This window comes from Streptomyces sp. AM8-1-1, assembly GCF_032229325.1.
GTDB classification, from domain to species: domain Bacteria; phylum Actinomycetota; class Actinomycetes; order Streptomycetales; family Streptomycetaceae; genus Streptomyces; species Streptomyces achmelvichensis.
In genome coordinates this window covers 2,755,376-2,778,755 of sequence record NZ_CP135086.1, presented here as the reverse complement: position 1 = coordinate 2,778,755, position 23,380 = coordinate 2,755,376, and the positions used below count along the sequence as shown (strand labels likewise).

At 72.0% G+C, this 23,380-nt stretch carries 18 protein-coding genes; 10 read left to right on the top strand and 8 right to left on the bottom strand.

Features of this window, described 5'->3' with window-relative positions; all coding sequences use genetic code 11:
- The first annotated feature begins 216 nt into the window (after positions 1–216).
- Both RPQ07_RS12360 and RPQ07_RS12355 read left to right on the top strand, forming a co-directional pair.
- On the top strand, positions 217–1,182 hold the full coding sequence (locus RPQ07_RS12360; protein ID WP_313944172.1) for a zinc-binding dehydrogenase: 966 nt from the start codon (positions 217–219) through the stop codon (positions 1,180–1,182).
- Between the two features lie 33 nt (positions 1,183–1,215).
- Positions 1,216–2,829, top strand: a complete 1,614-nt coding sequence (locus RPQ07_RS12355) for a glycoside hydrolase family 5 protein (RefSeq protein WP_313944171.1) — start codon at positions 1,216–1,218, stop codon at positions 2,827–2,829.
- Here RPQ07_RS12355 and RPQ07_RS12350 read toward each other — a convergent pair.
- On the bottom strand, positions 2,807–3,664 hold the full coding sequence (locus tag RPQ07_RS12350) for an MBL fold metallo-hydrolase (protein ID WP_313944170.1): 858 nt from the start codon (positions 3,662–3,664) through the stop codon (positions 2,807–2,809). The two genes, RPQ07_RS12355 and RPQ07_RS12350, sit on opposite strands and share 23 nt — an antisense overlap.
- Positions 3,665–3,735: 71 nt before the next feature.
- Between RPQ07_RS12350 and RPQ07_RS12345 the strand changes: the two genes are divergently transcribed.
- Together RPQ07_RS12345 and RPQ07_RS12340 are read left to right on the top strand one after the other, a co-directional pair.
- Positions 3,736–3,945 carry a helix-turn-helix domain-containing protein gene (locus tag RPQ07_RS12345; RefSeq protein ID WP_037851906.1) on the top strand — a complete coding sequence of 70 codons (210 nt, stop codon included), beginning with the start codon at positions 3,736–3,738 and terminating at the stop codon, positions 3,943–3,945.
- Positions 3,945–4,496, top strand: a complete 552-nt coding sequence (locus RPQ07_RS12340; RefSeq protein ID WP_313944169.1) for a Clp protease N-terminal domain-containing protein — start codon at positions 3,945–3,947, stop codon at positions 4,494–4,496. Before RPQ07_RS12345 ends, RPQ07_RS12340 begins: the two co-directional genes overlap by 1 nt.
- Before the next feature lie 739 nt (positions 4,497–5,235).
- On the opposite strand, the gene RPQ07_RS12335 is transcribed toward RPQ07_RS12340, so the two are convergent.
- Together RPQ07_RS12335 and RPQ07_RS12330 are read right to left on the bottom strand one after the other, a co-directional pair.
- The gene (locus RPQ07_RS12335; protein ID WP_313944168.1) at positions 5,236–6,213 is read right to left on the bottom strand and encodes a PadR family transcriptional regulator; all 978 of its coding nucleotides are present in this window, start codon (positions 6,211–6,213) and stop codon (positions 5,236–5,238) included.
- A 1-nt stretch (position 6,214) separates the two neighbouring features.
- Positions 6,215–7,087 carry a DUF4097 family beta strand repeat-containing protein gene (locus RPQ07_RS12330; protein ID WP_313944167.1) on the bottom strand — a complete coding sequence of 291 codons (873 nt, stop codon included), beginning with the start codon at positions 7,085–7,087 and terminating at the stop codon, positions 6,215–6,217.
- A 164-nt stretch (positions 7,088–7,251) separates the two neighbouring features.
- Here RPQ07_RS12330 and RPQ07_RS12325 point away from each other — a divergent pair, with 164 nt between their 5' ends.
- Positions 7,252–8,070, top strand: coding sequence for a hypothetical protein (locus RPQ07_RS12325; protein WP_313944166.1), 819 nt, complete (start codon positions 7,252–7,254; stop codon positions 8,068–8,070).
- Positions 8,071–8,137: 67 nt separating this feature from the next.
- On the opposite strand, the gene RPQ07_RS12320 is transcribed toward RPQ07_RS12325, so the two are convergent.
- Positions 8,138–8,320 (bottom strand): DUF6104 family protein, encoded by a 183-nt coding sequence (locus tag RPQ07_RS12320; RefSeq protein WP_003961784.1) that lies wholly within the window; start codon positions 8,318–8,320, stop codon positions 8,138–8,140.
- Between the two features lie 155 nt (positions 8,321–8,475).
- Between RPQ07_RS12320 and RPQ07_RS12315 the strand changes: the two genes are divergently transcribed.
- The 4 genes from RPQ07_RS12315 (at position 8,476) to RPQ07_RS12300 (ending at position 15,300) form a co-directional block, all read left to right on the top strand.
- On the top strand, positions 8,476–8,940 hold the full coding sequence (locus RPQ07_RS12315; protein WP_313944165.1) for a CU044_2847 family protein: 465 nt from the start codon (positions 8,476–8,478) through the stop codon (positions 8,938–8,940).
- Positions 8,933–10,945, top strand: coding sequence for a trypsin-like peptidase domain-containing protein (locus tag RPQ07_RS12310; protein WP_313944164.1), 2,013 nt, complete (start codon positions 8,933–8,935; stop codon positions 10,943–10,945). Before RPQ07_RS12315 ends, RPQ07_RS12310 begins: the two co-directional genes overlap by 8 nt.
- 94 nt (positions 10,946–11,039) lie before the next feature.
- Positions 11,040–12,041, top strand: coding sequence for a MoxR family ATPase (locus RPQ07_RS12305; RefSeq protein WP_313944163.1), 1,002 nt, complete (start codon positions 11,040–11,042; stop codon positions 12,039–12,041).
- 4 nt (positions 12,042–12,045) lie between these two features.
- Positions 12,046–15,300: an SAV_2336 N-terminal domain-related protein gene (locus RPQ07_RS12300; protein WP_313944162.1), complete on the top strand. Its 3,255-nt coding sequence runs from the start codon at positions 12,046–12,048 to the stop codon at positions 15,298–15,300.
- A 70-nt stretch (positions 15,301–15,370) separates the two neighbouring features.
- On the opposite strand, the gene RPQ07_RS12295 is transcribed toward RPQ07_RS12300, so the two are convergent.
- The 4 genes from RPQ07_RS12295 to RPQ07_RS12280 all read right to left on the bottom strand — a co-directional run bounded on the left by RPQ07_RS12295 (position 15,371) and on the right by RPQ07_RS12280 (position 22,181).
- Positions 15,371–19,264, bottom strand: a complete 3,894-nt coding sequence (locus tag RPQ07_RS12295) for a multifunctional oxoglutarate decarboxylase/oxoglutarate dehydrogenase thiamine pyrophosphate-binding subunit/dihydrolipoyllysine-residue succinyltransferase subunit (RefSeq protein WP_313944161.1) — start codon at positions 19,262–19,264, stop codon at positions 15,371–15,373.
- 280 nt (positions 19,265–19,544) lie between these two features.
- Positions 19,545–20,666 carry a HAMP domain-containing sensor histidine kinase gene (locus RPQ07_RS12290; protein ID WP_313944160.1) on the bottom strand — a complete coding sequence of 374 codons (1,122 nt, stop codon included), beginning with the start codon at positions 20,664–20,666 and terminating at the stop codon, positions 19,545–19,547.
- Positions 20,663–21,400 (bottom strand): response regulator transcription factor, encoded by a 738-nt coding sequence (locus RPQ07_RS12285; protein WP_313944159.1) that lies wholly within the window; start codon positions 21,398–21,400, stop codon positions 20,663–20,665. Before RPQ07_RS12285 ends, RPQ07_RS12290 begins: the two co-directional genes overlap by 4 nt.
- Before the next feature lie 91 nt (positions 21,401–21,491).
- On the bottom strand, positions 21,492–22,181 hold the full coding sequence (locus RPQ07_RS12280; RefSeq protein ID WP_313944158.1) for a spermidine synthase: 690 nt from the start codon (positions 22,179–22,181) through the stop codon (positions 21,492–21,494).
- A gap of 310 nt (positions 22,182–22,491) precedes the next feature.
- Between RPQ07_RS12280 and RPQ07_RS12275 the strand changes: the two genes are divergently transcribed.
- Entirely contained in the window at positions 22,492–23,373 is an 882-nt protein-coding gene (locus tag RPQ07_RS12275) for a rhomboid-like protein (protein WP_413777732.1), read from the top strand.
- Positions 23,374–23,380 lie beyond the last annotated feature (7 nt).

Genomic DNA, 23,380 nt, shown 5'->3' with positions numbered 1-23,380 from the left:
GGGTGCGGCACGGCCCGCAGGCGTTCACGCGCGGCGTGGCCCCCGTTCCGGCGGGCTTCCGCGGAATCGCCCCCCGTGCGCCGATTCCTTCGGGCCTTTCGGCCGTACGGGTGCCCAACGGGTGCGGGCCGACGTCACCGTGGCCGGGGCGGCGCGGTGCGTGTCACACCGTTGTGTGGTTCCGCCGCGTCGTGCCGCCGCCCTAAGGTCAAGGTCATGTTCGCCGCCTACGCCGCCCGCATCGACCGTGACGCCCCGTTGAACGGCCTCGAACTGGGTGAACGCCCCGCGCCCGAGGCCCGTCCCGGCTGGACCACCGTCACCGTCAAAGCCGCCTCCCTCAACCACCACGACCTCTGGTCGCTCCGGGGCGTCGGCCTCGCCGAGGACAAGCTGCCGATGATCCTCGGCTGCGATGCCGCCGGCATCGACGCCGACGGCAACGAGGTGGTCGTCCACTCCGTGATCGGGCAGACAGGTCACGGCGTCGGCCCCGACGAGCCGCGCTCGATCCTGACCGAGCGCTACCAGGGCACCTTCGCCGAGCAGGTCTCCGTCCCGGCCTGGAACGTGCTGCCCAAGCCGAAGGAACTGACCTTCGAGCAGGCGGCCTGCCTCCCGACCGCCTGGCTCACCGCCTACCGCATGCTCTTCACCAACGCCGGTGTCCGGCCCGGTGATTCGGTCCTCGTCCAGGGCGCGGGCGGTGGCGTCGCCACTGCCGCGATCGCGCTCGGCAAGGCGGCGGGCCTGCGGGTGTACGCCACCAGCCGCGACGAGGCCAAGCGCAAGCGCGCCGTCGAACTGGGCGCCGAGGAGGCGTACGAGCCGGGCGCGCGACTGCCCCGGCGCGTGGATGCCGTCATCGAGACGGTCGGCGCCGCGACCTGGTCCCACTCGGTCAAGTCGCTGCGCCCGGGCGGCACCCTGGTGATCTCCGGCGCGACGAGCGGCGACCGCCCCTCGCACGCCGAACTCACCCGGATCTTCTTCCTGGAGCTCAAGGTGGTCGGCTCGACGATGGGCTCCAAGGACGAACTGGAAGACCTCCTTTCCTTCTGTGCGGCGACCGGTCTGCGTCCGGTGATCGACGAGGTCCTGCCCCTGGACCGGGCCCGTGAGGGGTTCGAGCGGATGGCCGGCGGCGACCTCTTCGGGAAGATCGTGCTGACGCCCTCTTGATGGACCGTCAGGTGTGCTGATGGGATCCGCCCCATGCGCGCACGCCGAACGATCCGGACACTGATCGGCTGCCTCCTCCTGTCGGTGGCGGGGATCCCGGTCCCCGCCGCGGCCGCCGGTCCGCCCGCGGACGTGGGCGCCGGTCCGCCCGCGGCGTCCTCGGGTGGACCGGCGCTTGTCTCCTCCTCCTTGGGTGCCGTGGGTGCCGTGGGTGCCTCCGCCCCCGTGGGTGCCTCCGCCACCTCGGGCGCCGTGGGCCCGAGTGGTATTCCGCCGCTTCTGGACGACCGGGGGCGGACCCTCACGCTGCGAGGCTGGAACGTCGAGGACAAGGCCGGCCGCGGAGACCAGGCCCTGAAGGCGATCACGGAGAAGCACTTCCGTGATCTGCGGGCGAACGGCTTCAACTTCGCCCGTCTGATGGTCTTCTGGGACGATCTCGAACCCCGCCGCGGCCACTACAGCGCGGAGTATCTGCGCAGGATCGAGCGGGTGCTCGACTGGGCCCGCGCCCATGGCATCCAGGTGCTGATCGACGCCCACCAGGACGTCTTCGGTCCCGCCTTCGGTCACCGCGGGATCCCCGCCTGGGCGACCCGCACCGACGGCCTCCCCTTCACCCCGCATCCCGACGACTGGTTCGCCGAGTACTTCGAACCCGCCGTGCAGCGCGCGTTCACCCATCTCTACGAGGACGACGATCTGCGCCGGGCCCAGGCGCAGATGTGGCGCGTCCTCGCCGGCCGGTTGGGGGACCACCCGGCCGTCTTCGGCTACGACCTGATCAACGAGCCCATGGGGGAACTCCGGCAGGGCGAGGATCTCCCCACGGCGGCCCGCCGGATCGAACGCGATCAGCTGACGCCGATGTACAACCGCCTCGCGGACGCGGTGCGTTCGGTGGACGACGAGAGCCGTCTCTTCATCGAGCCGACGCCGATCGTCGGCGAGGGGGTACCGACCGGCCTCGGGCGGATAGGCGCCCCCGGGGTCGTCTACGCACCGCACTTCTACAACGCCGCGATGGAGGCGGGCGCGGACTACGACCCCTCGGCGGGCTGGATCGAGTCGTACGAGACGGCCGTCACCGTCTACCCCCGTACGTACGGCGTACCGGTGGTGGTGGGGGAGTGGGGCCCCCTCAACAACTCCCTTCCGAACATGGGGCGCTTCTACCGTGACGCCCTGACTTCCCTGAACCGCTACAGCTCGGGCTGGGCGGGTTACGTCTGGTGCTACGGCGGCGGGTACTGCGCGCTGGACGAACGCGGCCGCTTCCGCACGAACAAGGAGCAGACGGCGGCCCCCTATGCCGCCGCGGTCGCGGGCCGCGTGATCTCCGACGCGCACGACCCCGGGCTCGTCCCCGGCCTTGCCCCCGGGCAGGACCCCGGCCTTGTCTCCGGGCAGGACCCCGGGATCGATCCCGGGCTCGGGACCTATCGGCTGACGTACCGGGCGTCGATGCGGCCCGGCACGACGGAGATCTCGCTGCCGCCGAGCGCGTCCGAACGGCGGATCTCCGTGACCGGACCGGCTGTCGCCGACATCCGCACCGCCGTGGCCGGCCGGTCGCACCGGGTGCGTGTCGCAGCCCTCCCCGGCGCGCGCATCACCGTCTCCGTCACTCCTGTCGGACGACGATGAAGTCCCCGCATCGGCTCTCGCCCTCCGCCAGCGCCTTGCCCAGCCGGCGCAGATGCCCGGGCGTCAGCTGGAGCGGCGGTTCGTCCGGCTGATACGTGGTGCCCCGGGGATAGTCGTGGTCGGGGACGGTCGTCATCTCTATGTGGCAGCCGAGCACATGGGTGACCGGTCTCGTCTCGCAGAAGGCGATCAGGCGGTCCACGGTCGTGGCGAAGGCGGCTGTGTCCTCGACGTACACCCGGCCCGGGTAGAGCGAGTCGCCGGTGAACAGCAGCCCGGTGTACCGGTCGTGGAAGACCACGGCCGCCTCCTGGTGGCCGGGGCCGGGCAGCAGATCCAGCACCCGGCCGCCCAGATCCAGCTCCACCTGCCCGTCCGGCCAGTCCCGGAAGCCGAAGAACTCCCGCACCTCGGCCAGCGACGGCCCCACGATCTCCGTGTGCGGGCGGTCCGCGAACTGAAGATCACCCGCGATGTGGTCGCCGTGCCCATGGGTGTGGGCGACGACCAGTCCGTACGGCGCGCTTCCCGGGGTGCGGGGATGGCGGGACAGCCAGCCCTCGATCAGCTCGTCGACGGTCGCGCGCAGCGGGAAGTGGGCGGGGTCGGCGGTCGCGCCGGAGTCCAGCAGCAGCGCGCGTTCGTTCCCGAACAGCAGGAAGAGGAACGGGGCTTCGAAGTGCACCGACTTGTTCTGCCGCAGGATCGCGGTGTGCTCGCCGTACGCATGCACCTGTATCTCCGGAGCGGGGTCGTGCTTCGGAGAGGGCCAGCCGGCATGCCAGGGGACGTCGAGGGTGCCGGCCACGGGTGAGGACGTGCGGAAATCGATCACGAGACCACGGTACGGCGGACGGTTGTCAACCTGGGTTGACTGTGGACAACTGTCAATGTAGGTTGACAGTCATGACGGATGCAACGGATCTCGCCGAACGGGCGGGCGACCGGGACCCCCGGGTCGGGCTGCGAGCGGTGGCCGCCCTGCGGCGGCTTCTCGAACAGCTCGAGGCCGTGCAGGTGCGCAGCGCCCGCAACCAGGGCTGGTCGTGGCAGGAGATCGCCGCCGAGCTGGGTGTCAGCCGGCAGGCCGTACACAAGAAATACGGGAGGCAGTGATGTTCGAGCGCTTCACCCGCGACGCGCGGGAGGTCGTCACCAACTCCGTGGCGCGTGCGGAGAAGGCGGACGCGGCCTCCGTCACCGAGGAACATGTGCTGCTCGCGCTGCTGGACCAGCAGGGCACGAAGGCCGCGTTCGCCTTCTCCGCGCTCGGCGTCACGGACCGGCGGGCCTCGGTCGAGACGGCCCTCGCCGAAGGACGGCGCCGGGGCGGCCTCTCCAACGCGGACGTCGAGGCGCTGGCGGGGTTCGGCGTCGACGTGGGCGAGATCGTTGCGCGCGTGGAGGAGGCGCACGGGCCGGGCGCCCTGCAGGCGTCGAAGAGGTCGAAGTCCTGGTGGTCCGGGCACCGGCCGTTCACGCCCGCGGCGAAGGAGGTGCTGGTCAAGTCGCTGCGCATCGCGACGGGCCGGGGTGACCGGGCGATCGGCGGCGAGCATCTGCTGCTGGCGCTGACGTCGGGGCCGGGGGTGGTGTCGGAGGTGCTGGCGGACCACGGGGTGACGTACCAGTCACTGGAGAGGGTGCTGTTCCCGGTCCGCGCGTAGGGGTCTGGGCGGTGGTGGCTGAGCCCCTTCTTCGGCCCGGGCCCTTGTTCGCTGCGGGGCGTTGTGGTGCGGCCGGTTGTTCGGCTCGGGCCCTTGTGGCTCGGGCCGAGGTTCTTGTGGCGCGGCCGCTTGTTCGGTGCGGGTGCTTGTGGCTCGGCCTCAAGGTGGTTGTGGCGACGGCCGGTTGTGCGGTTGCTGTCCCGGTGCCGTTCCGGGGTCATGTCCGGGACTGCGGTCCTCACCGCGCTTCGCGCGAGTTGCGGGCGCTTTGACGTCCCGGACACGACCCCTGCACGTCCCCGTCCCTGAACGCGGCCAGGGCGGTACGCCCCTCGTCTCACCCCACGCTCGCAGTGCACCCCGGTCCACGGGTCCTCGTCCCGGACGGACGGAGGGTCGCGGGGACGGCGGGAGGGGGGCGGGGGCGCAGGAGGGGGGTGTCCGGACGTCAAAGCTTCAGCAACTCGCGCGAAGCGCGGTGAGAAAGCAGTCCGGACACCCCCCTCCGGAGAACCCGAACCCCGCACCCACCACCAACCGGGCGCAGCCGCACCACAAGGACCCGCACCACAAGGACCCGCACCACAAGGACCCGCACCACAAGGACCCGCACCACAAGGACCCGCACCACAAGAACCCGCGCCGGACAAGAACCCGCACCACAACAGGGCCGCACCACAAGCACCCGCGCCGGACAAGAACCCGCAGCACAAGGCCCCTCACAAAGGGACCCGCACCGTCACTTCCGCCGCAGCACCGCCGCCACATGTGCCGCCGCCGTCGACAAGTGGCGTCGCGCCTCGCGCAGTTGCGCGTCCGTCACCCCGTTGTCCCGCGCCGCGTCCCGGATGTCGTCGCGGAAGCGATCCAGCAGGCGGTCCAGGTCGCGGGCCGGTTCGCCCGTCGTCTCCGTCCCCGACGGCCACTCGGGATCGACCTGCACACTCTCGGCCTGCGGAGCGTCATCCGGTACCGACTCCGTCGGCTCCCGTTCCGGCTTGCCGTACGGCCACCCGCCCCCGCGCGCCAGCCCGCCGAGCTGGGTCGTGAGCTCCGAGAGCCCTTCCCGTACGCCCGTCGGCCAGTCGCCCCGCGTGAAGTGGTCCTGCATCTGGTCCTGGACCTGCTTGGCGATCCGCTGCATTTCCCGGCGGGCCGTCTCCTGCGCCTCCTTGGCCTGGCGCCGTGCCTGCTGGGCGTCCTCGCGGGCCCGGCGCGACTCGTCCTTTGCCCGGCGTGCCTGCTCCTGCCACTCGTGGGTGACCTTGCGCAGTTCCTCCTTCGCCGAGCGCCAGGCGGCCGCCTCGCCCTTCTCCGTGCCGGAGGACTGGCGCGTCTGGGACGCCGCCGCGCGCATGTCGCTGCGCAGCTTCCCCGCCGCGCCGCGTACGTCGTCGCGGATCTCCGCCGCCAGTTCGGACACGGACTCGCGGATCTCCAGCTCCAGGTCGGCCAGTTCACCGCTGCGGCCGGCCAGTTCCTCGCGGCCCGCGTCGGTGATCGAGTAGACCTTGCGGCCGCCCTCGGTGGCGTGGGTGACCAGGCCCTCGGCCTCCAGTTTGGCGAGCCGGGGGTACACGGTGCCCGCCGAGGGTGCGTAGAGGCCCTGGAAGCGCTCCTCGAGGAGACGGATCACCTCGTAGCCGTGGCGCGGGGCCTCATCCAGGAGCTTCAGCAGGTACAGGCGCAGACGGCCGTGGGCGAAGACAGGCGGCATGTCAGAGCACCTTTCCGGTCGGGGCGGCCTCGTACGGTTCGTCGTCCTCGGGTGGCCGGCGCAGCAGGGCGATGGAGCCGGAGGCGGTCGTGGCCCGGAGCGTGCCGGTGCCCGCGCCGAGCGTGCCGGTAATCTTCTTCGCGCCCCACTGGCCGCTGACCCGGAGGTCGTCGAAGGCGTTGGACACGGCACCGCTCGCGGTGTTGGCCTCGACCTGCGCGTCCGTGGGATGCGGCAGCCGGATGGCGACCTCGCCGGAGACGGTCGTGAGCTTGATGTCGGTCGGCTTCGGCACTCCGTCCGCGTCGAGCACGGTGAGGTCGACGACCATGTCGCCGCTGACGGACTCGGCCCGGACGGAGGAGCCCGCGCCCTCGATGACGGTCAGATCACCGGACACGGAGTTGTAGCGGAGGCCGCCGGTCACCGAGTGGGCCTCCAGGTTCCCGGAGACACTCTCGGCGTGGACGTCCCCGGAGAGCCGCACTAGTGTGGTGTCCCCGCTGACGCCCCGCACGGACGTCGCTCCCTTGATGCCGGAGACGACGGCTCCCGCGCCGACGACGCCGACCTCGACCCGCGCCCGGGAGGGCACGGCGAGGGAGACGACCGCCTTGCGGTGCCAGCCCTTGGGGTCGAGCCACTTGAGGAAGCCCTTCCAGGGCAGATCCTCGTACGCGACCGTGAGCGTGGAGCCCTCGTGGGTCACGATCAGCGGGGGGCCTTCGATCTCGCTGATCTCGAGGCGGGCGGAACCTTCGTCCGTGCCCACGACGTTCACCGTTCCGTTGACGATGCGCACATTGAGCGCCGTCACGGGCTCGTCGAAGGTGAGCTTCCTCGGCTCGGAGACTGCCCACGTCGAATCTGTCATGACCTGACCTCCCAGGGCGGTCCGCGACGCAACATATCGCGTCTTCTGGTCGATACGATATATCGCGAGATCGGGATGTCAAGCGCCTGTGCGAAGCCGGCTGAAGGCGCGCCTGACGGGCCATGAGGCGTCAAAAGTGGGCAAAGTGCCCTAGCGTGAGTCGCATGAACGCGACACCCGTGGGGGCGCTGCTGTTGTGCCGGACCGACCCCTCCGCCGTACGGCCGGCCGCCCAGTTGTTGCGCGAGCAGCAGCTCCTCGTCGCGGCCGGTGACGACTGGAGCGTCCTTGTCCCCGACGGAACACCCTGGCAGCAGGCCGGCGAGCCGGTCGACCAGGTGCTCGGCGGCTGGGCCTCGGCCGTCGCCATCGGTACGAACCGGCCGGCCCTCGCCGTGTGGTGGGACGGCGACCGGGCCGGCTTCACACTCGCGTCCGGTTTCCGCAGGCCCGTGGGGTACGTGTGGCTGGCGGACGGGACGCCGGTGGGCGAGGACGAGGCGATGCGGACCTTCGCCGCTCGGCTCGGGCTGGATCCCGTCCTCGATGTGCAGGCGCTGGAGCCGCTGACGCTGCCGGACCCCGTCGCGGACGCCCAGTCGCGGCTGTTCGGCCTGCTCGCGGTGCTGGCCAGGGCGGGTCTCGATCTGCCCGAGGGGCTCGCGCCGGGTGAGCCTGCCGAGCGGCTCCGGTCCGTCGCGCGGGCGATCGGCGCGGAGACCGTGGAGTGGTCGGGCTGGCGCGACGCGGTTCGGGCGGAGTTCCATGCCGTCGAGGAGGGCGTGCTCGGCCACAGACGGCCGGGTCCGACGGTGCGTGTGGTGGGCCTGGTCGAGATGGCCGCGGGCCTGCCCCTCGTGGCGTGGGGGCTGCGGCGGGGGAGCGGCGGCTGGCTGGTGGCCGGGGCCGTGCTGATCACGCACGGGGCGCTGGCGCTGACGTACGACCGGATCCGCGAGCAGCCGCACACCCCGCCCCGGTAACCCCGCACCCGGCGCCGTACCGCCCGTACCGTGCGAGCGCTACGGGGTCGCTGTCACGACCGCCCGGCTACTCGTCCTCGTCCTCGTCGTCCAGGCGCGCCAGCCACGTCGCGAGGCGCTCCACCGGGACCTCGAAGTCGGGATTGAGGTCGACGAACGTACGCAACTGCTCGGCGAGCCACTCGAAGGTGACCTCCTCCTCGCCGCGCCGCTTCTCCAGCTCCTCGATACCGCGATCGGTGAAGTACAAGACATGCTCCTGGGACGGATGGGGGACTACCTCCTCAGATTACGGCGACTTCCCGCTCTCCCCCGCAACCGGACGGGCCGGTAACGTCGTCGCCCTTCGCACAGCGCCCAACTGCACCGGCACAAGGCCGAGTCGGCCGTCAGAACGGGGGAGCCGTGAACGGACGCATCCAGCGCATCGAACTTCCCGGGGGAGCCGTCGTGCTCGCCCGGCTCTCCACCGCGGGCGGGGGGTACGGCGAGGACGACGAGGACGTCGGCTTCGTGGAGAACGCCACCGCCAAGGTGCGGCAGCTCCACGAGCTGATCACCGAGGTCGGGGCATCCGTCCTGGAGGCCGCGGCGGCGGCTCGTCCCGACGAGGCGAGCGTCTCCTTCGGCGTCGAGCTGACCGCCAAGTCCGGCGTCGCGCTCGCCGTGCTCGCCGCGGGCGAGGCCAAGGCATCCGTGCAGGTCACGCTCACCTGGCAGCTCAAGGACCAGCCCACGCAGCCCGCCCCGGCCACTCCCGCCGGCTCCCACGTACCCGCCCCCGCGCCGCCCGCCCCGCCGCCCCCTCCCGCCGGCGCGCACCCACCCGCCCCCGCCACACCGCCGCCGCCCCCGGTACCGCATGAGTGACACCGAGTCCGACTCCGTCATCGACGCCCTCACCCGTGCCGCGACCGTCCACTTCTCCTCGGCGCGCGAGGGCGAGAGCGCCATGTGGGGCAGCGGCTTCTTCGTCGCGCCCGGCTGGGTGCTGACCTGCGCGCACGTGCTCGCGCCGCATCTGCGGGGCGATCGCGGACGCGTCTTCCGGCTCGGCGGCAGCGAGGTCAACGACGGCGAACCGCTGGAGGCCCGGCTCGACCGCTGGCTCCTCGACGGTGAGCCGCGCTCCGAGCAGCGGGTGCCCGTCGAGCAGGACCTCGCCCTCGTCCGGCTGCTGGATCCGGACGTCGAGCACGAGTGCGTCTGGCTCACCGACCGCACGGACTATCCCGGCGGGCAGGGTGTCGTCCAGGGCTACCGGCCGGAGCATCAGGAGGAAGGCTCCGCCCCCGTCGTACGCAGGGCCGCGCGCTGGAAGGCGACCGCCTGGATCAACGGCTTCGACGACGACTACGGCATGCGCTTCCGGCCCGAGGCGGAGTTCCCCAAGGGCGGCTCCGGATCGCCCGTTCTCGACGCCCACACGGGCGCCGTCGTCGGCGTGCTGAAATCCCGCAGGGCGGGCCGGGACGGCGGTATGGCCATCGCGGCCACCGCCCTGCGCCGGTTCGGCCCCGCCTATCAGGCGCTGATGGCCGCGCACGACCGCTGGCACGGCCAGTCGCCGAAGGTCGGGGGACACAACTGGATCGAGCGCCAGCACCAGTTGCCGGGCGCGGGCGTGCACACCGGCGGCGACCAGTGGAGCCCCCGCGACCGGCGCGAGGCGCTGTTCCTGCTGTCGGGGGTGCGCCCGCCCGACGGCATCCGGCCCGTCGTCGAACTCGCCAAGAAGGCACGTGGCGGTGTCGCCTCCCCGCCCGGCCAGCTGCTCCCGCACGCCTGGCGCGACGGACACGGCCTGCTGTACGAGGCGGGGCAGCCCGTCGCCGCCATCGCCGCGCTGCACTACCTCCAGCTGGTCGTGGAGTACGAACGCAGCCGCGGCGGTGACCCCGCGCAGCTCGCCGACTGGGTGGCGCACCGGCTCCAGGACGTCCCGCGGATCGTGCACACCGTCGTCACCCAGGCCACGCTGCCGCCCCGGCTCGTCCCCGCCCGCGGCCCGGACGGCCGGGACGGGGCCGTGGTCCGCTACCCGGGACCCGGCGACGGCTCGACCGTCGTCATCGTCGAGCTGGATCCGGTGTGCGACGCCCCGACGGCCCGGTTCTACTGGCGCATCCGTGTCGATGACGGCCAGGACGTCAACGAACCGCTGCACGAGGAGCAGACCGGCGACGGTGTCCCGCCCGAACAGCTCGTACGCCGGCTGCGCGGACCGCTGGACGAGGTCTTCGCGTCGGTGGACGCCCCCGGTGCACCCGCACCGCTCGAAGTCGCCCTGCCCGTCGACCATTTCGACACCGCCGTGCACCGCTGGCAGCTCACCGAGATGGCGCGGCTGCACCATCCTGCGTATATCGGTGTACGGCGGATGGTGGTGCTGCGTGACCTTCTGAGACGAGGCAGACCGGACGGCACCTGGCGGGCCCGCTGGGAGGCGACGGTGGCCGCCGGGGCGCTGACCGCCGTCCGTACGCCACCGCCGCGGCAGGTCCCACGGGCCCGCCACTTCGCGGACATGCCGCCGTCCGCGGTGCCCGTCCTGTGCAGACCCGCAGGCAGCGGCGTCGGACGCCGCGCGATCGGGCTTGCGCTGGACGCCGGGCACGGCGTCGCGCTGTGGCACACCGACGGTCATCCCGAGCACGGCTGCACCGAGTTCTGCGAGGAGATGCACGACGGCGCGGCCGCGCTCCTCGCGCAGACGGCGGGCGCACGTGAGCTGCCCGACCGGTTGCGCCGTATCAGGGACGACATCAGCGGATCGAGGAACGGCGGACACTGGGCGGAGGGGGTGGCCATGCTGTACGACGACCCGACCCGGCCGCTGCCCGCCGACGACAACGGACCGGTGGACTCCCCATGAGGAGCGGCACCGGAGCAATGGGACGGCGGGTCGCTGGGTACATACCCGGCGTGGTCCGCCACGGTGCCCACCGGCCGCCGACGAGGAGCGAGCGATGGACGACTGGCTGATCTACCGAGGTGTCGGTGCACCGGATCCCGACCGGATCCGCCGGCTGCCGCCGCCCCCGCCCTGGCGCGCCTTCTCCGGCGAGCCGCTGCCCGATCCGCCGCCCCCCGTGGACAGTTCGTCCACACGGCGGCTCGGCGCACGTGTCGAGGCGCCGGGTGCCCAGGACGCCGAAGCGCTCGAACTGATCAACGCCGCCCTCTACCTGCGCCGGCCGCTCCTCGTCACCGGCGAGCCCGGCTCCGGCAAGTCCACGCTCGCGCACTCCGTCGCGTACGAACTGGGCCTCGGCCGCGTGCTCCAGTGGCCCGTCGTCAGCCGCACCGAGCTCAAGGACGGTCTCTACACCTACGACGCCATCGGCCGGCTCCACGACGCCCAGCTCGCCGAGCGCCACTCCGACGACATCGGCCGGTACATCCGGCTCGGGCCGCTCGGCACCGCGCTGCTGCCGTCCGAGCGGCCGCGGGTACTGCTCATCGACGAACTCGACAAGAGCGACATCGACCTGCCGAACGATCTGCTGAACGTGGTGGAGGAAGGGGAGTTCGCCCTTCCGGAGCTGGAGCGGATGGCCGACCGGCCGGGCCACGGCGAGGTCCGGGTGCTCTCCGACGACGGCCGCCGGGTGCCCGTCCGGGACGGCCGGGTGCGCTGCGCCGCCTTCCCGTTCGTCGTGATGACCAGCAACGGCGAGCGCGACTTCCCCGCCCCGCTGCTGCGCCGCTGCATCCATCTGCACCTCGATCCGCCGCGTGACGAGCGGCTCGCCGCCATGGTGCAGGCCCACTTCGGTGCCGGTGCCGACGAGCGGAACCTCGATCTGATCGGCCGGTTCACCCGCGAGGACGGCGACGGCGAACTGCGCCCCACCGACCAGCTGCTCAACGCGATCTACCTCACCCAGCACGCCGTGCAGGCGGAGCCCGGGCGGCGGGACGAGGTCGCCGAACTGCTGATACGCCCGCTCGACATCCGGCAGCGGTGAAGCCGTGCACTCCGCGGCCCTGACCGCGCTCGTGGCGCGGCTGCGCGAGGCGGAACTGAAGCCGACCGCCGAGGAGCTGGCGGACGCGCTGTGGCTGTCGCGGTACGTACCCGCGGCCCGGGCCGGCACGGCCGAAGCACCCGGCCCCACGCTGCCGTCCGGATCTGCCGACCCGCCGTCCGCCGGCCCCCCGGAGCAGCCGGCCGTCTCCTCGCCCGGAACCCGCCCTCCTGCGCGGCCCGCAACCGGTCTGTACGGGCCCGCCCAGCCGGACACCGTCGCCGGGTCCCTGCCGGAGGGGGCCGCGCGCAGCGTCCCGGTCCCGGCTCCCACGGCGCTGCCCGACACCCTTGATCTCCAGCGTTCCCTGCGCCCGCTGCAGCACTACCGTCCGCCCATGCGGCTCATCCGCCGGGAGCTCGACGAGATCGCGACCGCGGACCGGGCCGCCGAGACCGGCCTGGTGGTGCCCGTGCTCCGCACGGTCCGACGGCGTCAGGCCCGCCTCGCCCTCGTGATGGACGAGTCGTCGTCGAACGTCGTGTGGAGCACCGCACTCGAAGAGCTGCGGGAGCTCTGCGAGCGTGCCGGGGCGTTCCGCGAGGTGGCCGTGCACCGCCTCGGCGAGCACCGGCCCGTACCGGCCCAGCTCGGCGATCCCACCGGGCGGCAGCTGACCGTGGTGCTCAGTGACTGCGCGGGTCCGCTGTGGCGCAGCGGCCGGATGCAGCGACTGCTGCACATCTGGGCGTCGACCGCGCCCGTCGCCGTCGTCCAGCCGCTGCCGCAGCGGATGTGGGGGCGTACGCATCTGCCCGCACGGCCGGGACTGCTGCAACGGCGCGAAGGGCCGGCGGGGCGGCTGGAGTTCACTCCGCGGCTCGGTGCGCCCGGCCCGGCGGACGGCATCCCGGTCCCCGTTCTCGCGCTGCGCCGCTCCTCCTTCGAGGCCTGGACCCGTCTGATCGCGGGCGCGACCGGGCAGTCCATGAACGCCGCGGCCGCGCTGGTCCTGCCCCGCCACGAACCCGCCGCCGTCCGCCCCCGCGCGGCCCGGCGCATCGACCCCGCCGAACGGGTGCGGGCCTTCCGCAGAACCGCGTCGCCCGCCGCAGCCCAGCTCGCGGTCTATCTGTCGGCCGTTCCCCTGGTGCTGCCGGTGATGCAGCTCGTCCAGCGCGCGATGCTCGTCCGCAGCGGCCCGGACGTCCTGGCGGAGGTGCTGCTGAGCGGGCTGCTGCGGAGGGACCCCGAGGAGACGGCGGCCACCACGGGCCCGCAGGAGGGCGGCCCGGCGTACGCCTTCCTCGACGGCGTCCGCGAGGAACTCCTCGGCCAACTGGGGGCCAGCAGCGCGTCGCTGGTGCTCAAGCACTGCTCGGAGTACGTCGCCTCCCGCTACGGACGCACCGTGCGCAACTTCCCCGCAATGGCCTCCGCCTTCCTCGCCGGATCGGTGGATCCGCACCCGCCGGCCCCGGCCGCCGGTGACAACCGCGGCCTGTGGGCCTTCGCCCAGGTCTCCACCCAGGTGCTGCGCCGCCTCGGCGGCCCCCAGCCCGCCGTGACCCCGGGGCCGACGACGGAGGGCCCCGCGGCGCTCGTCGCGAAGGCCCGCAGCTGCCTGGCCCACTTCGGCCAGTACGGCACCGTACGGGACCTGGACGCGGCGATCAGGCTGCTCGGCTCGGCGACCCAGGCGGAGCGGCGGACCGGTGAACGGGCCGCGCTCTACGGCGAACTGGCCGAGGCGCTGCTGCGCCGCTGGCTGGTGCGCCCGCTGCCGGAGGACCTGCCCGAGGCCCTGGAGGCGGCGCAGAACGCGATCTCCGGCGGGGCTCGGGCCTACCTCACGCTGGCGCAGGTCCTGGAGGCGATGGCGGAGGAGGTGTCCGCGGGCAGGCTCAGCCCCAAGCTGATGCCCGAATGGGTATGGGTGCAGGCGGGCCCGGCCGGTGACGACACCGACCTGGTGGCCGCCGTGCTGCTGTCGACCGCCGACAGCAGCCTCGCCGAACTCACCGGTGACCCGGCGCCGTGGGACACACCGGCCGCTCTCGTGCAGGCGGCCGCGTCCGCCAGGATCCGGGTGCTGCGACGGCTGGCCGTGACCGGCGCGCCCTACGGGCTGCGCGGACCGATCGGGCCCGAGGGCTTCTTCACCGAGTGCCTGCACACCGCGCTCGGCGTCGCGGAACTGCTGCTGGAGGGCGAGCGCCGGGAATCGGCCCTGCTGCTGCGCGGCGGGCTCCTCCTCGACCTGGCCCGCCACCACCGGGGCGAGGGCCCGGTCCCGCGCGTGGCCGGCGACCACGACCTCGCCGCCTCACGCACCTTCGCGGAACAGGCGGACGAGGACCTGCACGCGGGCATCGACGCCATCGACTGGGAGAGCGTCGAGCAGAGCGATTTGTGCTGCGCCTGGCTGGACTACGCCGACGCCATCGAGTTCGCCCACGAACACCTCGACGACGACGCCCGGCTGCGTATCCTCCAGGCCCTCGACCAGGCACGCCAGCACACCGGCCGGGACGAGGAGACCCAGGCGGACATCCTGCTGCGAATGGCCCGGGTGCTGGAGCAGCGGTATGTGTCCACCGGTGGCTGGGCCCACCGTGATTCCGCGGTCGCGGCCTGGACCGAGGCGCTGCCTCTGCTGCCGTGGCGTGACCCGAGCCGTGCGCTCGTCCTCACCTCCCTCGGCCGCCAGTTGACCGAGCGGGGCGTGGACAAGGACGCCCGGGCCGACATCCAGGCGGCCGTACGGGCGCTGCGTGGCGCCATCGAGGAGACCCGGCCCAGCGACCCCGAACTCCCGCGCCGCCGCGCCCTGCTGGGGCTCGCCTACATCGAACGGTTCCGCGCGGAGGGCACGGTCGCCGACCTCCACGAGGCGGACTGGGCGCTCGGCGCGGCGGCCCGGGCGGCGACCGACCCCGAACTCGCCGCACACGCCTGGTGGCACCGCGCGGTGGCGGCCGCCCTGCTGTCCGGGCGTACGGCGTCCGCGCACCCGCTCCACCGCGACGCCGTCGCCCACGGCCGGCGGGCACTCGCGGAGGCCGGCCCGGTGATGTTCGACCAGTTGGTCAACGCCCAGTGGCTGCGGGCGGGCCGGCTGGAGCGCACCGCCGGTCCCGAGCGCGCTCTGGAGGAGCACCGGGCAGTGGTCGCGGTGCTGGCGCGGGTCCGGCCGGCGGACGCGCCGCATGTGGAGCCGTTCCTGCGGGAGATCGAGCGGCTCGAAGACGGCGGATAGGAACGCCGGAGGGCCCGGACCGCATCGGGTGATGCGGTCCGGGCCCTCCGTGCGGAACCGGTCCCGACGACTAGGCGTCGAAGACCTCGTCGACCAGCTGCTGCTGCTCCGCCTGGTGGCGCTTGGCCGAGCCGACCGCCGGGGACGAGCCGTGCGGACGCGAGATGCGGCGCAGACGCTCGCCGTGCGGGATGTCCGCACCGACGGCCAGGTCCAGGTGGTCGATCAGGTTCAGCGCGATGAACGGCCACGCACCCTGGTTCGCCGGCTCCTCCTGCGCCCAGAGGTACTTCTCGGCGTTCGGGAACTTGGCGATCTCTGCCTGGAGCTCCTTGCCCGGCAGCGGGTACAGCCGCTCCAGACGCAGGATCGCGGTGTCCGTGACGCCGCGCTTGACCCGCTCGGCCTCCAGGTCGTAGTAGACCTTGCCGGAGCAGAAGACGACCTTGCGGACCGCGTTCGGGTCCACCGACTCGTCGCCGATCACCGGGCGGAAGCCGCCGTTGACGAACTCCTCCGCCTTCGACGCCGCGGCCTTCAGACGCAGCATCGACTTCGGCGTGAAGACGATCAGCGGCTTGTGGTGCGGGTTGTGGACCTGCCAGCGCAGCAGGTGGAAGTAGTTCGACGGCAGGGTCGGCATCGCGACCGTCATGTTGTTCTGCGCGCACATCTGGAGGAAGCGCTCGGGGCGCGCGGAGCTGTGGTCCGGGCCCTGGCCCTCGTAGCCGTGCGGCAGCAGCAGCGTGACGCCGGAGGTCTGGCCCCACTTCTGCTCGGCGGAGGAGATGAACTCGTCGACGACGGTCTGCGCGCCGTTGACGAAGTCACCGAACTGCGCCTCCCACATGACCAGCGCGTCCGGGCGGGCCAGCGAGTAGCCGTACTCGAAGCCCATCGCCGCGTACTCGCTGAGCAGTGAGTCGTAGACGTTGTAGCGGGCCTGGTCCTCGGAGAGGTAGAGCAGCGGGGTGTAGTCCTCGCCGGTCTCCTGGTCCACCAGCACCGCGTGGCGCTGGCCGAACGTGCCGCGGCGGGTGTCCTGACCGGACAGCCGGACCGTGGTGCCCTCCATCAGCAGCGAGCCGATGGCGAGCGTCTCGCCCATGCCCCAGTCGATGGTGCCGTCCTCGACCGACGCCGCACGGCGCTGCATCTGCGGCATCAGCCGCGGGTGCACGGTGACGTGGTCGGGGATGTTGACCTGGGACTCGGCGATCCGCTTCACGACCTCCTGGGAGACCGCGGTGGTGAGGGCCACCGGGAACTCGGCCTGCGCGTCCGGGACATGCGCCGGGGCCGGCAGGCTGGTCGCCTCGCGGACCTCCGCGAAGACCTTCTCCAGCTGGCCCTGGAAGTCCTGGAGCGCCTGCTCCGCCTCTTCCAGCGTGATGTCGCCCCGGCCGATCAGCGACTCGGTGTAGAGCTTGCGCACCGAACGCTTCTTGTCGATCAGGTTGTACATCTGCGGGTTGGTGAACTGCGGGTTGTCGCCCTCGTTGTGACCGCGGCGGCGGTAGCAGATGAGGTCGATCACGACGTCCTTGTTGAACGTCTGGCGGAACTCGAAGGCGAGCCGCGCGACGCGGACCACGGCCTCCGGGTCGTCGCCGTTCACGTGGAAGATCGGCGCCTCGATCATGCGGGCCACGTCGGTCGCGTACATCGACGAACGCGACGACTCCGGGGCGGCGGTGAAGCCGACCTGGTTGTTGATGACGATGTGGACCGTGCCGCCGGTGCGGTAGCCGCGCAGCTGCGACATGTTCAGCGTCTCGGCGACGACACCCTGGCCGGCGAAGGCCGCGTCACCGTGCAGGGCGACCGGCAGGACCGTGAAGTCCGTGCCGCCCTTGTTGATGACGTCCTGCTTGGCGCGTGCGACACCCTCCAGCACCGGGTCGACCGCCTCCAAGTGGGAGGGGTTGGCGACGAGCGAGACCTTGATCTGCTCGCCGTCCAGACCGGTGAAGGTGCCGTTGGCGCCCAGGTGGTACTTCACGTCGCCGGAGCCGTGCATCGACTTCGGGTCGAGGTTGCCCTCGAACTCCCGGAAGATCTGCGCGTACGACTTGCCGACGATGTTCGCGAGCACGTTCAGCCGGCCGCGGTGGGCCATGCCGATGACGACCTCGTCCAGGCGGGACTCGGCGGCGGAGTCGATGACCGCGTCGAGCAGCGGGATGACGGACTCGCCGCCCTCCAGCGAGAACCGCTTCTGACCGACGTACTTGGTCTGCAGGAACGTCTCGAACGCCTCGGCGGCGTTGAGCCGGCGCAGGATCCGCAGCTGCTCCTCGCGCTCGGGCTTGGTGTGCCCGCGCTCGACGCGGTCCTGGATCCACTTGCGCTGCTTCGGGTCCTGGATGTGCATGAACTCGATGCCGGTGGTGCGGCAGTACGAGTCGCGCAGGACGCCGAGGATGTCGCGCAGCTTCATCATCGACTTGCCGGAGAAGCCGCCGACCGCGAACTCGCGCTCCAGGTCCCACAGCGTGAGCCCGTGCTCGGTGATGTCCAGGTCGGGGTGCTTGCGCTGGCGGTACTCCAGCGGGTCGGTGTCGGCCATGACGTGGCCGCGGACCCGGTAGGAGTGGATCAGCTCGAAGACCCGGGCGGCCTTGGTGACGTCGTCGTCGTGGCTGGCGTCGATGTCCTTGAACCAGCGGACCGGCTCGTAGGGGATGCGCAGCGCCTGGAAGATGTCGTCGTAGAAGCCCTGCTCGCCGAGCAGGAAGTTGGCGACGACCCGCAGGAACTCGCCGGAGGCGGCGCCCTGGATGACCCGGTGGTCGTACGTGCTGGTGAGGGTCATCACCTTGGAGATGCCCAGGCGGTTCAGGGTGTCCTGCGAGGTGCCCTGGAACTCGGCCGGGTAGTCCATGGAGCCGACGCCCATGATGACCGACTGCCCGGGCATCAGACGCGGCACCGAGTGGACGGTGCCGAGGCCGCCGGGGTTGGTCAGCGAGACGGTGACGCCGGTGAAGTCGTCCATCGTCAGCTTGTTGTTCCGGGCGCGGCGGACGATGTCCTCGTACGCCTGCCAGAACTCGAAGAAGTTGAGCGTCTCGGCCTTCTTGATGGCCGCGACGACCAGCTGGCGGTCGCCGTTCGGCTTCACCAGGTCGATGGCGAGGCCGAAGTTCACGTGCTCCGGCTTGACCAGGGTGGGCTTGCCGTCCTTCTCCGCGAAGGAGTAGTTCATCGACGGCATGGCCTTGAGGGCCTGCACCATCGCGTACCCGATGAGGTGGGTGAAGGAGACCTTCCCGCCCCGGGCGCGCTTGAGGTGGTTGTTGATGACGATGCGGTTGTCGAAGAGCAGCTTCACCGGGACCGCGCGCACGGACGTGGCCGTCGGCAGTTCCAGCGAGGCGTTCATGTTCTTCGCAACGGCGGCCGAGGGGCCGCGCAGCGTCACGTACTCGGGTCCCGAGGGGGCCTCGGTGTCCGGTGCGGCCTTCGCGGCCTCCGCCTTGGCGGGTGCGGCCTTCGCCGGCGCGGCCTTGGCCGGAGCGGGCTGCGCCGCCTTGGGCGCGGCGGCCGGGGCCGCCTTCGCCGCGGGAGCGGCCTGGGCCGGTGCGGCGGGCTGCGCGGACGGGGCCTTCGCGGCGGGTGCGGCCTGCGGAGCGGCGCTCACGCCGTTCGCTGCGGCACTGCCGGTCTGACCGGCGGTACCCGCAGCCCCCGCGGCTGCGGTACCGGGCTGCGCGGGAGCAGCGTCCGCGGCCGTGCTTCCGTCGGAGGGCTTCGCCGCCGTGGCGGCAGAGCTGCCGCCGCCAGGCTTGTAGTCGGCGAAGAAGTCCCACCAGGCGCGGTCGACGGAATTGGGGTCCTGGAGGTACTGCTGGTAGATCTCGTCGACGAGCCACTCATTGGGCCCGAATGCGGCGGCAGGGTTCTCGCCCTGCGCGCCTTGGTCGGTCGAGATGCTCGAGTTACTGGGGGACTGAGACGACACGGCGGCAACCGCCCTCTTCCGCTTCACAAGGTGATGGACAGCGGGAATTAAGGCTACGCCTCCCTGGCCGGGAGATGCAGGCCGGGCTGGTCATCGTCGCGCAAGTCACACCGAAAGGCGGGTTTCGGGGCTGACAATGGCGGGAAACAAGCACGGTTCGACCGCGCCACGGGTCGGCGACACCGTGGCCGTGGCCCTCCGGCCCGCCGTAGGAACGGCCGCGCGGGCCCGTCCTCACAGAACATCACGCTGAACAGCCGGTTCCGGTTCGAACCCTACGTCAACCGCGTGGCGACGGGATTCCCGGAAGGGTGACCCGGATCCGGCAGCCGCGGGCGGATTCGGCCACGCCGATGCGCCCGCCGTGCAGATCCACCGCCCAGCGCGCGATGGCCAGGCCCAGACCCGTACCGCCGTCGCTGCCCTTGCCGTGCGGGGCCAGGATGCTGCCCCGGTTGAACCGCTCGAAGACCCGGTGGCGCTCCTGCTCGGGAATGCCCGGGCCCTCGTCGACCACTTCCAGGTCCAGCGACTCCGGCTGGGCGCCGCGCCGCGCCCGGACCGTCACCCGGCCGTGCGGCGGCGAGTGCTTCACCGCGTTGTCGATCAGATTGGCGACCACCTGGTGCAGCCGCTCGGCGTCCGCGTGCGCGGTCAGCTCGGGCGGTGAGACGTCCAGATGGAGATGCACGTCGGTACGGGTGTGGTTGCCCGAGCCCGAGGCCACGCGGCGATGGGCGGCGGCCAGGTTGGCCTCCTTCAGCACCCCGGAGAGATACGGCCACACCTCGAAACGCCGGGCCCGCAGGGGCACGACCCCGTTGTCCAGCCGGGACAGGTCCAGCAACGTCTCGACCAGCCGGCCCAGCCGCTCGGTCTGCTTCAGCGCCGTGCGCATCGTCTCGGGATCGGCCGCGGACACCCCGTCGACCACGTTCTCCAGGACGGCCCGCAGCGCGGCGATGGGGGTCCGCAGCTCGTGCGAGACATTGGCGACCAGCTCCTTGCGGTGCCGGTCCACCGCCTCCAGGTCGTCCGCCATGCGGTTGATCGTCGAGGCGAGGTCGCCGAGCTCGTCACGGCGGTCGGCGCCGCTCACCCGGCGGGTGTAGTCACCGTGCGATATGCCCTTGGCCACGGTGTTCATCTCGTCCAGCGGCGCGGTCAGGCCGTGCGCCACGAACTGGGTGATCAGCAGCGTGGCTATCACCGAGAAGACCGTGATGAAGCGCAGCTCGGTCTGTGTGCGCAGGGCGACGACGAGCAGCCCCGTGGTGATGAAGACCGAGACGACGACGAGCGCGCCGAGCTTGGTCTTGATCGAGATCGACAGGGAGGCGGACCGCAGCCGGTTCAGCCGGTCGGGGCGGCCGGGCGGCTCGTCCCGGAGGCGGCGCCTCATGGGGCAGGCGTCTCCAGGGCGTATCCGACGCCGTGCACCGTACGGATCCGCTCGGCGCCGATCTTCCGGCGCAGCGCCTTGATGTGGCTGTCGACGGTGCGGGTGCCCGAGGCGTCGGCCCAGTCCCACACCTCCGCGAGAAGCTGCTCGCGGGACAGGACGGCGCGCGGGGTGTTCGCGAGGCACACCAGCAGATCGAACTCGGTGGGCGTCAGGTGCACGTCGTCACCGCGGACACGTACGCGGCGCTGGGCGTGGTCGACCTCCAGCTCGCCGAGACGCAGGATCCCGCTGCGCGGTGTCACCGCGGCGAGCGCGGCACGCTCCACCCGGCGCAGGAGCACATGTACCCGGGCCGCCAGCTCACGCATCGAGAACGGCTTGGTCATGTAGTCGTCGGCGCCGACGCCCAGCCCGACGAGCATGTCGGTCTCGTCGTCGCGGGCCGTGAGCATCAGCACCGGTACCGGGCGCTGCGCCTGGACCCTGCGGCAGACCTCGAGACCGTCGAAGCCCGGAAGCATCACGTCGAGGACCATCAGGTCGGGCTGCCAGGCCTCGGCCGCGTCGACGGCGGCGGGGCCGTCGGAGGCCGTCTGGACGAGAAAGCCCTCGGCCCGCAGCCTGGCGGCGATGGCGTCCACGATGGTCGAGTCGTCCTCGACCACCAGCACCCGGCGCTGAGCGCCTGGCGTGGCCGCGACGCCGTTGTGCGTGGTGTGTGTCTGCTCCATCGCCCGCCCCTGTACGCGTTCTCGCGAGTTGCATCTGGTTATTTGATCCGGTGTGTAGGTGAGCAGCGTAAAGGCAGTCACGGCGTCCCGGCTACGCAGGGCTGACGGCGAGATGGACCACGTCAGGTACGCCTCGGGCAAGGCGGATCTCTTCGGTTCTTACCCCGGTGAATCCGGCATTCCGCAACGCATCCTCAAAAGCCGGAGACGGCTGGGCCGACCACACGGCCAGTACTCCACCGGGCGTCAACCGGGCCTGGCAGGCGGCGAGTCCGTCCGGGGAGTAGAGGTTCTCGTTGTCGTCGGTGACGGTCCAGTCGGGTCCGTTGTCGATGTCCAGGCACAGGGCGTCGTAGTGATCGGCGGACTCCCGCAGATGCGTGAGGAGGTCCGTGTGCAGGATCACGCAACGGGGATCGCCGAGTGCCCCGCCGGAGATCCGGGCGAGCGGTCCCGTGCGGTGCCAGTCGATGACCGCTTGCTCGCGCTCGACCACCGTGATCCGGCGCCAACGGGGGTCGGCGGCGGCGTGGGCCAGCGAGAAGCCGACCCCGAGCCCGCCGATGAGCAGGGCGGACGGATGTTTGCCATTGGCCGTGAGCGCCTCGCTCGCAGCGTCCACCAGCAGCCGTTCGGAGCGTCCGTCGGAGGTGTCCATCAGGAAGCACCCGTTGGCGATGATCTCGTGATGCTCCCCGCGCTGCCGCAGCACGATCTCTCCGTAGGGCCCCTCGCGCCGGTCGAGGGTGACGGGAGTTTCGGCGTCGGCGTGCAGCGGCATGGCAGTACCTCCGGATGGCTGGCCGTCGATGGCGTCGACCATGCTTGCGGGACGGCGCGACCGGGACAAACCGATATTCCGGAGCGCGGGCCCGAGGGGCTCCTGCCCCGTGCAGGCGCCCGCACGCGTGCGGTGTTCGCGCCGACGGCGAACACGCGCGTCACGGCGGGGCCCGGCGGCCGGGTGCGCGGCCCGCGACGCACGGACGAGGGCGGAGGTTGCCTCGTGTGGCGTACGTCATAGACGCGGGTCACGCTGATCGCATTGGGTGGGGTTTTGTTCGGGGGCTTGGCGAAAGGGGCCTCACGCCGTGCATCAGCACACGAAGGGCGACCGGACCAGGCGCGACCGGACCAGCGCGGGCGACGGAGCCGCGCGCCCCCGCACCACGCCGGTCCAGGCTCATGGAGGCCGTACCGATCCGGTGCTCGGGGAGCAGGCCGCGCTCACGGAGCTGCTCCCCGCGATTCCGGCGCAGCGGACCGGGCCCGTACGCGCCGCACAGCCTGCCGCCGTGCCCTTTCCGGCCGCCGGCCCTCTGCGGACGCCCCGGTGGCGGCAGGCTCTGCGGCTGCTGCCCACTCCGACCGGCACTCCCTTCACCTTCGGCTATCTCCTCGTCCTGCTCGCGACCTCCCTCTTCGCCCGCTACGGGGACCCCGCCACCGTCTCCGCGCTGTTGCACGGATCCAGCACCGATGTCGCCCATCTGGCGGACAGGCCGCTGCTGGTTCTCGGCGCGAGCGCGTTGTGGATCGCCGGCGGTCTGGCGTCCCCGTACGCCATCGCCTTCGTCGTCGTGCTGACCGCGCTGGAACGCCGCATAGGCGGTCCGCGCACCGCTCTCGTCTTTCTCGTCGGCCATGTCGGCGCGACCCTGGCGACCGAGGTCCCGGTCGGTATATCCGTGGCGGCCGGTCATCTGCCCGCCACCTCGCTGCACCGGCTCGACTACGGCATCAGCTTCGGGCTGATGGCGAGCATCGGCGCGCTCGCCGGACTGCTGAGCCCCGTCCTGCGGGTCACGGTCCTCGGCTTCGTCTCGATAATGCTTCTGCAGGATCTGCTCGCCTTCACGGACCCGCTCACCGACTGGGGCCATCCGCTCGCCCTGCTCGCCGGTCTCGCCTGCTGGCCCGCCGTCCGCCGCTGGGCGGGACGCACCGCGGGCCGTACGCCGGTGCCGGTCTGATCCGGGC